Origin of the sequence: Proteus sp. HMSC14B05, assembly GCF_001808035.1 — a bacterium.
GTDB lineage: Bacteria > Pseudomonadota > Gammaproteobacteria > Enterobacterales > Enterobacteriaceae > Proteus > Proteus mirabilis.
Genome location: NZ_KV791984.1, coordinates 374212 through 388604 on the forward strand (window position 1 = coordinate 374212; position 14393 = coordinate 388604).

The 14393-nt window shown below is 38.7% G+C and carries 14 protein-coding genes and 1 riboswitch; of the genes, 5 read left to right on the forward strand and 9 right to left on the reverse strand.

The features are described 5' to 3' along the window. Positions 1 to 74: 74 nt before the first annotated feature. Genes HMPREF3129_RS08540 through HMPREF3129_RS08550 form a run of 3 tightly spaced genes read right to left on the reverse strand, consistent with a single transcriptional unit; the run spans position 75 to position 1254 of the window. Positions 75 to 488, reverse strand: a complete 414-nt coding sequence (locus tag HMPREF3129_RS08540) for a DUF6691 family protein (RefSeq protein WP_004250328.1) — start codon at positions 486 to 488, stop codon at positions 75 to 77. A 4-nt stretch (positions 489 to 492) separates the two neighbouring features. Next, positions 493 to 927 (reverse strand): YeeE/YedE family protein, encoded by a 435-nt coding sequence (locus tag HMPREF3129_RS08545; protein WP_004244158.1) that lies wholly within the window; start codon positions 925 to 927, stop codon positions 493 to 495. A gap of 3 nt (positions 928 to 930) precedes the next feature. After that, on the reverse strand, positions 931 to 1254 hold the full coding sequence (locus HMPREF3129_RS08550) for an ArsR/SmtB family transcription factor (RefSeq protein ID WP_004248583.1): 324 nt from the start codon (positions 1252 to 1254) through the stop codon (positions 931 to 933). Between the two features lie 104 nt (positions 1255 to 1358). Between HMPREF3129_RS08550 and HMPREF3129_RS08555 the strand changes: the two genes are divergently transcribed. The 3 genes from HMPREF3129_RS08555 (at position 1359) to HMPREF3129_RS08570 (ending at position 3351) form a co-directional block, all read left to right on the forward strand. After that, positions 1359 to 1865: a SprT family zinc-dependent metalloprotease gene (locus HMPREF3129_RS08555; RefSeq protein ID WP_012368246.1), complete on the forward strand. Its 507-nt coding sequence runs from the start codon at positions 1359 to 1361 to the stop codon at positions 1863 to 1865. Between the two features lie 488 nt (positions 1866 to 2353). Further along, positions 2354 to 2950: a hypothetical protein gene (locus HMPREF3129_RS08565; protein ID WP_036918840.1), complete on the forward strand. Its 597-nt coding sequence runs from the start codon at positions 2354 to 2356 to the stop codon at positions 2948 to 2950. Further along, on the forward strand, positions 2941 to 3351 hold the full coding sequence (locus tag HMPREF3129_RS08570; protein WP_004248590.1) for a type II toxin-antitoxin system YafO family toxin: 411 nt from the start codon (positions 2941 to 2943) through the stop codon (positions 3349 to 3351). Before HMPREF3129_RS08565 ends, HMPREF3129_RS08570 begins: the two co-directional genes overlap by 10 nt. A 164-nt stretch (positions 3352 to 3515) precedes the next feature. On the opposite strand, the gene HMPREF3129_RS08575 is transcribed toward HMPREF3129_RS08570, so the two are convergent. From HMPREF3129_RS08575 to hcp, 4 genes are all read right to left on the reverse strand, one after another. Next, on the reverse strand, positions 3516 to 4589 hold the full coding sequence (locus HMPREF3129_RS08575; RefSeq protein ID WP_004244168.1) for a magnesium transporter: 1074 nt from the start codon (positions 4587 to 4589) through the stop codon (positions 3516 to 3518). A 76-nt stretch (positions 4590 to 4665) separates the two neighbouring features. Then, positions 4666 to 4837: riboswitch (M-box (ykoK) riboswitch) on the reverse strand. Positions 4838 to 5017: 180 nt separating this feature from the next. Continuing rightward, positions 5018 to 5350 carry a DUF6694 family lipoprotein gene (locus HMPREF3129_RS08580; protein ID WP_004248591.1) on the reverse strand — a complete coding sequence of 111 codons (333 nt, stop codon included), beginning with the start codon at positions 5348 to 5350 and terminating at the stop codon, positions 5018 to 5020. A gap of 220 nt (positions 5351 to 5570) precedes the next feature. Continuing rightward, positions 5571 to 6575, reverse strand: a complete 1005-nt coding sequence (gene hcr / locus HMPREF3129_RS08585; RefSeq protein WP_004248592.1) for an NADH oxidoreductase — start codon at positions 6573 to 6575, stop codon at positions 5571 to 5573. A gap of 57 nt (positions 6576 to 6632) precedes the next feature. Further along, on the reverse strand, positions 6633 to 8285 hold the full coding sequence (hcp, locus tag HMPREF3129_RS08590) for a hydroxylamine reductase (protein WP_004244173.1): 1653 nt from the start codon (positions 8283 to 8285) through the stop codon (positions 6633 to 6635). A 485-nt stretch (positions 8286 to 8770) separates the two neighbouring features. Here hcp and HMPREF3129_RS08595 point away from each other — a divergent pair, with 485 nt between their 5' ends. Beyond that, complete coding sequence (locus tag HMPREF3129_RS08595; RefSeq protein ID WP_036918844.1) at positions 8771 to 10252, forward strand: aldehyde dehydrogenase family protein; 1482 nt, start codon at positions 8771 to 8773, stop codon at positions 10250 to 10252. 190 nt (positions 10253 to 10442) lie between these two features. Here the strand turns inward: HMPREF3129_RS08595 and HMPREF3129_RS08600 are convergent, their stop codons facing one another. Continuing rightward, positions 10443 to 11843: an alanine/glycine:cation symporter family protein gene (locus HMPREF3129_RS08600; RefSeq protein WP_004244176.1), complete on the reverse strand. Its 1401-nt coding sequence runs from the start codon at positions 11841 to 11843 to the stop codon at positions 10443 to 10445. Positions 11844 to 12039: 196 nt separating this feature from the next. Between HMPREF3129_RS08600 and clcA the strand changes: the two genes are divergently transcribed. Then, on the forward strand, positions 12040 to 13440 hold the full coding sequence (clcA, locus tag HMPREF3129_RS08605; RefSeq protein WP_020946041.1) for a H(+)/Cl(-) exchange transporter ClcA: 1401 nt from the start codon (positions 12040 to 12042) through the stop codon (positions 13438 to 13440). 64 nt (positions 13441 to 13504) lie between these two features. On the opposite strand, the gene tehB is transcribed toward clcA, so the two are convergent. Further along, positions 13505 to 14359, reverse strand: a complete 855-nt coding sequence (gene tehB, locus HMPREF3129_RS08610) for an SAM-dependent methyltransferase TehB (RefSeq protein WP_036918847.1) — start codon at positions 14357 to 14359, stop codon at positions 13505 to 13507. Between the last annotated feature and the right edge of the window lie 34 nt (positions 14360 to 14393).

The window sequence follows — 14393 nt, forward strand, 5'->3', positions numbered from 1 at the left end:
AGATTAAACAACAAACAGACAGCTAATGCGGTCCGTTTGTTGTTTTTTATCGCGCGTGATTAAAATAGTGATGATTATTGTGGTTTGCGAATTAACCCAATAAATAGCCACCCAACAATCATAGCTGACACAAATAATACACCTTGGGTAAAACCCCCCCCCGCTAATACCAAACCCGGTCCGGGGCAAATACCCGCAAGCCCCCATCCTAAACCAAATAAGATACTGCCGAAGACGAGAGGTTTATCAATCACTGTTTTAGTTGGAATGGCCAGAGGACAGGCTAATAAACTTTGTTGACGATGACGTGCAATTTGGTAACTAATAGCACTGACGATAAGCCCCGCCCCCATAATAAATAACAATGACGGATCCCAATCCCCACGAATATCTAAAAATGCCAAGATCTTTTGTGGGTTGCTCATACCACCGATGATCAATCCAGCACTAAATAATAGGCCACTAATAAAAGCAATTAATTTGGTCATTATCTTAGCCTCCGATGACATGGCGTTGAATATACACAGTCACAAATGCCGTCACCATAAAGACAAGAACTGCAACAATAGAACGACGCGATAATCGTGCTAATCCGCAAATTCCATGCCCACTGGTACAGCCATTCCCCAGACGTGTACCTGCTCCCACCAGTACACCGGCAATGATCAACTGCCAAGGTGAAACGTCGATAATAGGTGTTAACGGTTTATCAAATAGATAAAATAGTGTCGGTGTAATCAACATACCGAGTAAAAATGCCCATCGCCACCCATTACCTTGTTGGTTAGTGGTTAATACTCCTCCTAAAATCCCACTAATACCTGCAATACGACCATTAAACAGTAATAAAATAGCCGCTGCTAAACCTATTAATAGCCCACCCAATGCCGAGCTCCAAGGCGTAAAGTGAACCCAATCTATATTCATAAGTTAACCTGCTATAGGACAATATAGCTGATAAAGTGTATTTAATAGCACCAATACTTTTTCATCAGCAATAGAATAAAAAATACGTTTTCCATCACGACGAGTATTCACAAGCCCTTCATTTCTTAACACAGTAAGTTGTTGAGAAAGCGTAGGCTGGCGGATCCCTAAACTTTCTTCCAATTCACTGACACTTTTTTCGCCCTGACTTAATTGGCACAATAAGAGTAGTCGATCACCATTGCCTAGCGTTTTCAGCATACTAGAGGCTTCATTAGCCGCTAATTTCATGGCTTCCAATAAATCAGGTTGAACTCGTTGTGTCATGGTAAACTCCATAATCAATATACTTTTTAATAATATGTTAATTTATATATTGTGCAAGTTTTCTTTTATTGCGTGTTTTAATAAGGCGCTATATGCTCTCTAATATGAAAACAGTAAGAGTCCCTATCGCCTTAGTGCAAAGTGTTATGCGTACACTGCGTGAAAAACTGCAACAGGCCAATAAATATCTTAATACAGATTACCCAGAACCCACTCTACAATATAACCAGAGAGGAACTATTGCAGGCAGTGCCTATTATGCAAATTGGGAGATCCGTCTTAATCCTACATTATTGATTGAAAATAAACAGAATTTTATTGAAGAAGTTATTCCTCATGAATTAGCACATCTGCTAGTTAGTCGCCATTTTGGTCGTGTGGCACCTCATGGCAAGGAGTGGAAATGGATGATGGAAACTGTGTTACAGGTGAGTGCGAAACGGACCCATCATTTTGATATCAGCAATGTAACAGCAAAAACGTTTAGCTATGCTTGTCGCTGCCAAGAAATACATCAGTTAACTCTTCGCCGACACAATAAAGTACAACGAGGAGAAACCCAGTATCGTTGTCGTCATTGTCAGGCGATTTTACAATTAATTAAAGAGTAAAAAAAAGTAAGCTTGGTCTTTAAGACTAAACGTCAGCCGAGGTTCTGAGTGACACTGAGCAGGGATGTTAGTATAAACACTGGCAATAAAACTGCGGGAAGTCATTTCAAATTTTGATGAATTCAAATGATCAATTAAGTAAAAGTATATCAGGCAAAAAGATAGAGAAACTTATTGAATTTTATGCAAACTATATTCAAATACTTCACAAAATTACAGTGAATTTATCAAGCGTTGCATCATTGCAAGTAAGGAAGTTTATGATGAAAATAGAAAGGCAAATGCAATATCGCATGTAATTCAAGTAAAGCCTGAAGAGCCAAAGAAAAATATTCCTCCTAAAAAAGATCAAGAGTAATTTCTCACTGAGTCATATAGCCAAGATCAAATCATCTAGCCCATCCTTGGGATGGGTGATGGTATATATCCTTTAGCTTTAAATGATGTATACTTTGTATGCGTATCTATTTCAGCGAAGGTAATAAACTATGATTTCTGAGGCTATTATGATGGCAATGCTATCAAATCCAATGGATAAAAAAGATGTGGATTCAGGCTTGGCTAATTTAGCCATGTCGATAGCTACCATTGTTGATAAAAAGGCAAAAGGTGATGTATCACCAGATGAAATTATAGATTTAATTGTTGGTGGTAAGACCGTGCTAACGACCCTTGTTACATCAATCGATGAAATAGTGGCTTTACTTGATGACCCAACAAAAGATGACATAAAAAAATATGCAGGTAATAACCCTGATGAGGTTATGCGTGAATTGGAACGAGTGATTAACCATGGTAATAATGTAATTATGATGATTGAGGCAATGTATAGCATTGCTAAAACTACCAAGGTTTTTCATCCATTTGAAAGCATAGCTGATGGTTACTTCAAAGAAGTTATTCTTAAAATGGCTGCACTAAGAAACCATACACAAGCACTTTATAGACAATTTAATCAGCATATTAACCCGTTACCCGCAATGGAGGTTGAAGATGGATTCGGTGAAGAGGATATAGCATTGTTTAATTCCTCAATAGCTGAATTTAATCAAGATCTGCTTGCAGGTAACTTGCAATGCCGATAGTCACAATCACGCCCAGATATAAAGATAACGGTGTTTATCGGAAGTATGCGGCTAAGCTATCAGCTGCTCTTAATGGCTCATCCCTCTCTGGGTATGTAGGTAAATTTGCTGATTTTAGGAATAGCGCCATAGCGCGTCAGTCATTCATTGAAAAGGTTCATATAAGAACGCCAAATGAAAAACCTTGGGATGGCGAAACTCGACAGGCTGTTAGAGTGAGCGATAACTTTTTAGTGTTTTGTAAGCACTGTATGTACGATGATTATTACCAAATTCTGGCAATCATAACTCCTGATGCACATGCTCGTTCAGATGCGTTGCTTCCAATATTGGCAGATATGGCAGAAACTTATTTTCATTCTTTATCGCTTAAAGAGTTAGCTGGATTAGATCAGTTCTAGCCACACATAGCTCAAGGACGACTTGCTTGAGATCACATAGCGGGTGGTTTTATATTTAAGACGCTGACGCGACTTAAACAGGCTAAAGCCCATAACAAAAAATAAAGCCGATAACTTGTTAGTTTATCGGCTTTATTCGGTATAAATAAGAGAGGATTGATATATTAAGCAAACACACTCATGGTATGAGATGCTATTTCAAAGTAGATAATAAGCCCAGTACCATCAATAAATGTTGCAATAAAAGGTGCAGACACCACCGCTGGATCAACACCAATACGCTTTAATACCATTGGAATAATAGAAGAGACAATAGCACTCCAAACCGTAATTGAAATTAGCGTTAATCCCACCACTATCATCACTTCCATGCCAACCCCTAAGGTCCAAGCACGAATAAATCCTGCTATTCCCATGGTTAAAGCCACCATTATCGAGGTCGTGATCTCTTTTCTTAATACTGACCATACATTACGCAAGCTCACCTCACCTAATGCCATGGCACGTACTAATGTTGAGGTAATTTGTGTACCGCTATTGCCACCAGTACCAATTAATAATGGAATAAAGAAAGCTAAAGAGATAGCAGCTTCAAGTCTGTCTTCAAAAGCATGTAACACCGTACTGGTATAAGCTTCAGCAATAAACAGCATTAATAGCCAGACAACACGTTTACGCCACAAAGTAACCGGACTTGTCTCTAAATAAGGTTGTTCTAATGGCGACGTTGCCCCCTGCATTTGTGCATCTAGCGTATTTTCATCTTCAATTAAATCAGCAATATCTTGAGGTCGTAATACACCAACTAACTTACCAAAATGCATCACAGGTACACTGTCTAAACCACTTTGGCTAATTAACTGATAAACATCATGTCGGCTTTGCTCCGGTGAAACTGAGAAAAATGTTTGGCGCATAATATCCGAAACAAAAAGCCCATTATCAGCAAGTAGTAATGATTTAACCGGCAAAATACCGTTAAGATAATTATCTTTATCTACGACATACAGATAAGTCGGAATTAATTCATCTTTTAAATCATTAACCAGCTGTGCTTTTACATGTTCAACCGAATCTGCGACAGAAACAGAAATATAATTCTGGCTCATATAAGCACTAACGGTAGCATCATCTTTTAAACGATGATGTTGCTCTTGTATTGAATGATTATTGGGTGTGTTTAAGGATGCGCCTGCCATTAATGCAGCATCCATTTTATGTTGAGGAGTAAATTTCATTTTTTTGGTTCCCTATGACTGTTTGTGTTTAGCAAATCAGTTCTCAATAGGGGCGAAACCAGATGCGAGAATGCAAAAGCTATCTACACGTCTCGGTTTTAGCACTATACAACGTATCCGATGAATACTGGAAGTTACATGGAGATATACCTTCGGTCGATATATCTTGTCCTAATCTTGGGCGTCTCTCGACGTCGTCAGATCAGTAACCTGTGTTTGTATAGGAGCCTCGCCTAACGAGATACTGCACTTTTCTTGCGAATGCGGCGCGCATTATAACCACTCACATTATAATGAAAAGTCTCATCGTAGTTTTGTTTAAGTTCTATTGATAAATCTTAAATCGCTTATTTTTTACATCATTAATTAAATACTCACCTCAAATAGAGATGAATAAAATAGTTTTAAATAAATTGGTTATTAATTGATTATTTTAATGCTAATTTTTGTACTTTTATTTCTTCAGCTTGTGAGAAGATCTCATTGACTGTTTTACCATCTAACGATTGACACATTTTTCGCGTGATGATATCAGCATTTTTATTGCGCCCAGCAATGACTAAATCATTAAAATTAATATCATTTAGCATGGCTAATTCTATTGCTTCATCAAAGCGTTGCTGCTCTTCAAGCGGTAATGAATTGCGCATTTCTACAATCGATATTCGTAATGACTCAACATTAGAGCCATCTAGGGTTTGATTTTTTTCGCAACCAGAAAGTATGACAGTAAATAAACAAATAAATAACAATTTTCTCATATATCCCCCCTTTCCCTATCATAAATTAAATAATAGCAGAATGTGTATCAGTAAACTGCTAATTAAGTAAAATAAATATTTAATTCATTATAGCTTTACGTGTTATATATTATATTGAATAAATAAACTCTCTTTTTAAAAATAATAACAAAAAACCCCGCTAATAAATTAGCAGGGTAAAATAGAAGGATAGATAAAGAATAGATAATAAAATGAATGATTAGGCTAGTTCAACATCACCTGTTAATCGACAACTACAGGCTAAAACATAACCTTGTGCTATCTCATCAGCAGTTAAAGTACTGGTGCTGGTGACCTCATAATCACCTTTCACAATGCGTGTTTTACAGCTACCACACACTCCAGCACGACAAGCAGCCAAAACAGGAACACTGTTTTCTTCCATCGCTGTTAATAATGTCATCCCCACCGGTACGTTAATTTGCTTTAACGGATGACGAATAGTCATAGTAAGTTGTTGTGCTTCATCAACACACATTGGCTCATCACCAAAACGTTCCATAAAAATATTCTCTGCACAAACACCAAGATTTTTGGCAAAACGCGCAGTATCTTCCATATAACTATTAGGCCCACAACACATAACAGTACGACTGGCAATATCAGGCACTAAAGCGGCTAGTTTTTCTTGAGAAATACGTCCACTAAAAATTCCCTTATCATCCGGCAACTTAGGCATCATAATAAAATTGAGATTATAGGGATAAGCATTAGCTAACTCTAACCACTCTTTTTCAAAAATAAATTGGCTCTGTTCGCGAATATTAAAGATGACCGTGATATCCGCTTTAGGTTGATTATTTAACAACCAACGCGTCATCGACATAATAGGGGTCACACCGCACCCCGCAGCGAGCATTAAATAACGCGTTCCTTCTCTATCTGCACAGGTGAACTCCCCTTGTGCATCTGATAGCCAGAGATAATCACCCGGCTTAACTTGAGATGTTAACCACGTTGACCCCACCCCATTGTCGATACGACGAACCGTTAAAGAGACAAAAGGACTTAATCCCGGAGAAGACGAGAGCGTATAAGCTCGCATCGTTTCATCGCTATTATTAATACTGACTAGTGCAAATTGGCCGGGTTTATAGCGATAAAAATCATGGTTAATTAAATTCAGTGTCCACACTTCCGGGGTTTCCTGATGGATAGAGTGAACTTGCATACGATTAGGACAAAGAGCTGTTGGCATCGTCATGGATATTGCTTCCTTACCGAAGCCTTTAGGCTTCGGCAATGATGATGAATAAATAAATTAAGCAGAAAGAATTTCTTGAAGATCTTGTTCTGGCGTGGTGATCGCACGCATACCAAATTTTTCATTAAGTATTGCGAGCAAATTATCGGTTAAAAATGCAGGCGCAGTCGGCCCAGTATAAATATTTTTTACTCCTAATGAGAGTAGGGTTAATAAAATAACAATCGCTTTTTGTTCAAACCACGACAAAATCAAGGACAGGGGTAAATCATTTACACCACAACCTAATTTTTCTGCAAGATTAACCGCTAGCATAATCGCAGAGTAGGCATCGTTACACTGACCCACATCAAGTAAGCGCGGTAAGCCCTCTAATGTGCCAAAATCAAGTTTATTAAAGCGATATTTACCACAAGCTAATGTCATAATTAAGCAATCTTGGGGAATGGCACGAGCAAGATCGGTATAGTAGCTACGTTCACCACGACTACCATCACATCCCCCAACTAAGAAGACATGACGAAGTTTTTTCTGTGAAACTAAATCAATCACTGTATCAGCCGCATTTAAGAGTGTTTGACGACCAAATCCAACAGTAATTAAGTGTTCAATTTCACTGTACGGAAATCCCTCTAAAGAGAGCGCTTGCTCAATCATTTCAGAGAAATCATCACCTTTAATGTGTTTCACACCCGGCCAACCAACAATACTACGCGTCCAAATACGATCGCCATAGTTCCCCACATTAGGATCAATAATACAGTTAGATGTCATTAACACAGGGCCAGGAAATTTGGCAAATTCACTTTGTTGATTCTGCCAACCACTTCCGTAGTTACCGACTAAGTGTTTATATTTTTTCAGCTCTGGATAACCATGGGCGGGTAACATTTCACCGTGCGTATAAACATTAATGCCTTTACCTTCGGTCTGTTCAAGTAGCATCTGTAAATCTTTCAGATCATGGCCTGAAATTAAAATAGCTTTACCTGCTACTGGGCGTACATTAACGGAAACAGGGGTTGGATCACCATAAGCTTGAGTTTCACCTTTATCCAATAACGCCATAATACGAAAGTTCATTTGACCAATGCCCATTGCATTGTCTAGCAGCTCATTCATATCCGCAGGATCGGTACCTAACCATGCCATGTAACGATGATATTCAGCATAAATTTCATCATCGTACTGGCCTAAAACATGAGCATGCTCCATATAAGCAGCAGCACCTTTTAAGCCATACAAGCAAAGCATACGTAAACCATGTAAATCATCCCCCACTTGCGCTTTATCATTATTTAATGCAAAGCGTTGGGCTTGTTTCTGTAGACTGGCTAAGTCGTTGCCTTCTAATTGAATTTCGGCTTTAGGATGAGCGACTTGGATGGCTGCATTTTTGGCTAACGTACGTGATTTTAAGCTTTCACGTAAATAAATAGCCTCTTTGGCATATCCAACAATACGTTCAGAATCAAAATTAACATTGGTTAACGTCGAGAAGAAAGCCCGTGGCGCAAAGCTGTCTATATCGTGATCAATAATATCAACACTACGGGCAGCTAATGCCCATGCTGACAGCCCTTCTAATACTGCCACCAATAAGTCTTGTAGATCAGAGGTTTCTGCTGTTTTACCGCACATACCTTGTGCATAGGCACAACCATTACCAACAGGTGTTCTCATTGTTTGTTCACATTGCACACAATACATATCGAATTCCTTCTATAAGATGACGCTTTATTTTTATAAGTTGCATTAAATATGCAACATAAGAATACGCCATTTTTATAGTAGGAAAAGTGTCAGATGAAATAATCTACGCCATGTTTGATCTAACGCAATTTATTGCTGTGCTTAAGAGCTTGCTTTTTTTTCTGTTGATTTGGCTTCACACCTCGTAAGAGGGTGAGTAAACAAACTAAAGGGCTTTTCTTATAAGGGAAATTGAGAAGAAATGTTGCAGTGTCGCACGGGATGATTTTGTTACATCTCAGCTAAAAAAGAGTGAGATGAATCGATTAAATTAATTAGTTCTCATTGTATATATAATATCTATTTATTATTTTTGATAGTTAATATTACCTATTGCATCAATAGCTAATAAAATTACTACAATTGATATATTTTAATAGTACGAGTATTACGAAATGAAACTATAGAATTTGACGATACTCCCCCTACACTGGAGATTAAAAATGATTAAATTAAATAATGTTCCATCCGAATTTCGTCCCTTAGAAAGCTACAAAATGTTAATCGGCGGCGAATGGGTATCCAGTACATCGCAACAAACGACCAAAACCTATAGTCCCGCAACCGGTGAGTTATTAAGTGAATATCCATCAGGTACAGCTGAAGACGTTGATCTTGCTGTAAAAGCGGCTCGTAAAGCTTTTGATCATTGGCGTAAAACCTCTCCTGCTCAACGCCAAGCGCTATTATTAAAAATTGCTGACCGTTTAGAACAAGAGCAAGAACGTTTTGCTTGGATTGAGTCTCTTGATAACGGTAAACCACTCAATGAATCGAAAAACATCGATTTACCCGCCTCTATTGACCATTTTCGATATTTTGCAGGCGTGATACGCTCTCATACCGATGAAAGTGCTGTCTTAGACGAAAATACCCTGAGTCTTGTTATTCGTGAGCCCATTGGTGTCGTTGGACAAATTATTCCATGGAATTTTCCATTATTAATGGCTGCTTGGAAATTAGCCCCTGCCATCGCCGCTGGAGATACCGTTGTTATTAATCCAGCCACACTCACCTCACTTTCATTATTAGAGCTAGGTCGTATTTTAAATGAAATATTACCAGCCGGTGTTATAAATATTGTTACTGGTCGTGGATCTGTTGCTGGACAAGCTATTCTAGAACACCAAGACATTGATAAACTAGCATTTACCGGTTCAACCAATGTAGGTTATACCGTTGCAGCTGCGGCGGCGAAAAAAATGGTACCAGCCACTTTAGAATTGGGGGGTAAGTCAGCCAATATCGTCTTCCCTGATGCGAATATGAAAAAAGCCGTTAAATATTCCGCATTAGCGATATTAATGAACCAAGGACAGGCCTGTGAATCTGGCTCCCGTTTATTCTTACATAGAGATATTCATGACGCATTCTTAAAAGAGTTAAAAGAAGAATTTGAGCGTATCCGTGTTGGTGATCCACTTGATCCTAATACACAAATGGGTACCCAAGTCAGCCAAGCGCAAATGGATACCATTTTAGGTTATGTTGAGCTGGCCAAAAAAGAAGGTGCAACCATACTCACAGGAGGTGAGCGTATTACGGGTGAAGGGTTTGATGATGGCTTTTTTGTTCGCCCAACCATTATTATCAATGCCACAAACCAAATGCGTGTCGCACGTGAAGAAATTTTTGGCCCTGTATTATGTGTGATCCCATTTGATAATGAAGAAGATGTTATTGAAATGGCTAATGACTCTGAATATGGCCTTGGTGGTGGTGTCTGGACTCAAGATATTAACCGCGCACTACGAGTTGCAAAAGCCGTTAGAACTGGCCGTATGTGGGTAAATACTTATCATGAACTTCCTGCCCATGCACCATTTGGCGGTTATAAAAAATCAGGCTTAGGTCGTGAAACGCATAAAATGATGTTAGATGCCTACAGCCAAGTGAAAAACATCTTCATTAGTACCAAAGAATAATTAACCTCTAGTTAAGCATATTCTTATAAATATAATTATCTATACTCATCTCTTAGCCTTCTCCCCAGAAGGCTTTTTATTTGCTGTAAGCAACAAAAAACCGTATGCGCTTTTCCTAATATCTAATATTAACTGCTCACATACGGTTATTCGTTTAGATGGTCATTTATCCTTAGATAAACAAACGCGTTTATTCCGCTTCTGCTTCTTTTTTGCTTACAGAATTCACTTGTTCATTTAGATCAATATCAACCGCATTAACATCTTTTATATAGTCTTTTGTTAGACGATAAACGATGGGGCTAAGCAGTGCTAATGCAATTAAGTTAGGAATAGCCATCATCGCATTTAATGTATCAGCAAGTAACCAAACAAATTCTAAGGATTGAGTCGCGCCAATTGGCAAGGCAATTAACCATGCAATACGAAAAGGCATAATGGCTTTCGGTCCAAATAGATATTGCACACATTTCTCACCGTAATAGCTCCAACCTAAAATAGTGGTAAAAGCAAAAACAGCCAATGCGATCGCAACAATATAGTTACCTCCAGGGATAGCCATAGAGAACGAACTTGCAGTAAGTGTTGCCCCACTTTGCCCTGTCAGCCACTGTCCGGTGATCACAATCGTTAATCCGGTGACAGAACAGACAATAATGGTATCAATGAAAGTCCCCAACATGGCAATTAAGCCTTGACGGATCGGGTTTTGTGTTTTGGCTGTCGCATGAGCAATGGGTGCACTACCTAATCCTGCTTCATTGGAGAATACACCTCGTGCAACACCAAAACGTATTGCCGCCCAAACAGCCGCACCAGCAAACCCACCTTGCGCAGCAACCGGTGTGAAAGCAGATTTTACAATCAACATAAATGCATCAGGAATAGCAGTAATATTCAGTGCGAGTACGACAATCCCTGCCCCAAAATACCCTACTGTCATAATGGGCACTAATTTACCGGCAACATCAGCAATACGCTTAATTCCACCAATTAATACAGCACCGACTAAAATAACTAATGCAATTGCTGTCACTGTGGTAGAAATACCAAAATTACTTTGCAAAACATCCGCCACTGAGTTTGCCTGTACCGTATTACCTATACCGAAGCCGGCAAAACTACCAAAAATAGCAAATAGCGTTCCTAACCAAAGCCATTTTTTACCTAAACCGTTTTTAATATAATACATCGGTCCGCCAACGTAGTTGCCGTATTTATCAACCTCACGAAAACGTACCGCTAACACAGCTTCTGAATATTTAGTCGCCATACCGACTAAAGCAGTCATCCACATCCAAAATAGCGCTCCCGGTCCACCTAATACAACCGCTGTAGCGACTCCAGCAATATTGCCCGTACCGATAGTGGCAGAAAGCGCCGTCATTAATGCATTAAAAGGTGAGATTTGCCCCTCACCTCTTTTATCATTTTTCTCAAATAAGAGTTTAAATCCTGTACCTAATTTTCTAATTGGCAGAAAAGAGAGTCTAAACTGCATAAATAGACCGATGCCTAGAATACCGACTAACATCGGTACTCCCCACACCACGCCATTAATAGCGCTTAATATATTTGTGATGAAATCCATACGTTACCCTTTTTATCCAAATGTTATGTAAATATATATTTTTTGTTATCAGATACACTAAAGATGAAAAAAAGGAAATATGCTAGAAAAAAAATCAACTAATTATGAAATTGATTACATTATGTGAGAAATATCACTTGATGATTAAATTACGCTATTATTAGATACATTGTTATTTATATATAAAACATAAATTATGTATCAGCGAAACACGATCAAAAAATCGCAAAATCAACAACGCTTTAATTGGTTTAGAAAAGCGAAAGAAACTAACCTTGCCCCGGTGAAAACGCTTATTCTTTCCGCCATTATCGGTACGTTAGCCGGATTAATTGGGGTACTATTTGAAAAAGCCGTTGGCTGGGTCATTCATTTAAGACAAGCTAAATTAGCTGAGGCATTAACCAACCCTTATCTTTTGGCTATTGGCACGTTACTTGTTTCCTCTCTTTTAGCCATGAGTGGCTACTACTTAGTGAAGAAGTTTTCTCCAGAATCTGGTGGTTCAGGTATACCGGAAATTGAAGGGGCAATGATAGATATTCGGCCAGTTCGTTGGTGGCGGGTATTGCCAGTAAAATTTATAGCCAGTATCGGTACCTTAGGCTCAGGTATGGTACTTGGTCGTGAAGGCCCCACCGTGCAACTAGGGGCTAATATTGGTCAACTCGTTAATGATGTCTCTCGCGTTAAAGATAAAGGAACACGCCAAACACTATTAGCCACAGGTGCTGCTGCCGGTTTAACGGCTGCCTTTAATGCTCCCTTGGCAGGCATTCTATTTATTATTGAAGAGATGAGACCACAATTTAAATATAATCTTATCTCTATTAAATCCGTCTTCATTGGCGTGATCATGTCTTGTATTGTATTTCGCCTAATTAATGGTGAAGGAGGCGTAATACAGATAGGTAAATTTTCTTCAGCGCCGATGAATACACTGTGGCTCTATTTAGTGTTAGGAATGTTATTTGGTGTTGTTGGGGTTATTTTTAGTAAATTACTATTTTATGTTCAAACACAATTCCAACATTTTTATCAAGATAAAACCTCACGTTTTGTTTTAGCCGGTGGCGTGATTGGTGGTGCATGTGGTTTACTTGCGTTGATTATTCCTGAAATAACCGGAGGCGGTTTTAGTATTATTCCTGCATTAAGTGCCGGAGGATATTCGTTAACTGCACTGCTAATATTTTTTGTGTTACGCACCATCACCACCATTATCAGCTTCTCCTCCGGAGCACCAGGAGGAATTTTTGCCCCCACATTAGCCTTAGGCACACTCTTTGGTAGCGCTTTTGGATTAATGGCAACCTATCTTTTCCCCGATTATCAAATTCAAATTGGCACTTTTGCTATTGCTGGAATGGGTGCTTTATTTGCCGCAACGGTGAGAGCACCACTAACTGGGATTGTGTTAGTTCTAGAAATGACCGATAACTATCAACTTATTTTGCCGATGATAATTACCTGTCTTGGCGCAACCATGCTGGCGCAATTATTAGGCGGACGACCTATTTATACGGTTCTACTCGAAAGAATACTACAACGCTCAGAAGCCAAAGAAAAAACAGAGGCTCCCAAAGAGCCCCTATAGTTTTCAAATACTAAAATACCCTCGCTGTGATCTAACGAGGGTATTTTTTCTCACCATCTATTTATTATTTTTTACGCGCAATTAATGTCGCAAAATTAAGTTTGATACGATTACCATTAGCATCAGTTTTATGTAGATGCCCAGGGTTTTCATTATATTTAATAATATCCCAGTCTTGGTAATAATCCGCTAATTCACCTTGGCGCAAAAAGGTTTTGAAAGGAACTTCATCAGATCCACTATTTGCTGTTTCAACAGGGCAAACAATGACATTAATCCCCTCAGGATTTGTACACTCCTGCATATTTTTAATAATATCTGCGATACGTTGACGCTGGCAAAACATCAAAACCACAGTAGAAATAATAATATCGTATTTCTCATTTAATGCTGCTTCATTAATATCATATAAGCCGCTTTTGATCGCTAAACCGGTTTTAGCTTTGACGGCTTCAATCGCATCAATATGAGCGGCATTAATATCTAATGCGGTCACATCATAACCTTGTAATGCTAAATAGAAGCTATTACGACCACGTCCTGCGCCTAAATCAAGCACTTTACATGGGGTAGTCAATGTTGCCATATAACGCACTTCTGAATGAGGTAATGACAAATCATTTTCTTTAAAAAATTTATCTTCGGGAGTGCATAAAAAAGAGAGCTGGCAAAGTACATCATCACTCGCTTTATCGATTTTATGCCATTGCTGAGGTTGAATAAGCGGAGGCTGATTTTCGCTATCACACTCTAAGAACACTTGTTCTCCATCATCCTTAAATAGCACAAATGTCATACTCCCTTGTAATATCCGCATTTGCGCATAAGTGCCTTCTTTTGTGTTATGACGCTCTAATAATGCTAAAGGGATCGCTGTTAAGTGCCATTCAGGTAGCGTTTTATACGTAACAAGTTCCATAATTCAACCTCTCTTAAGATGCATTTTAAATACA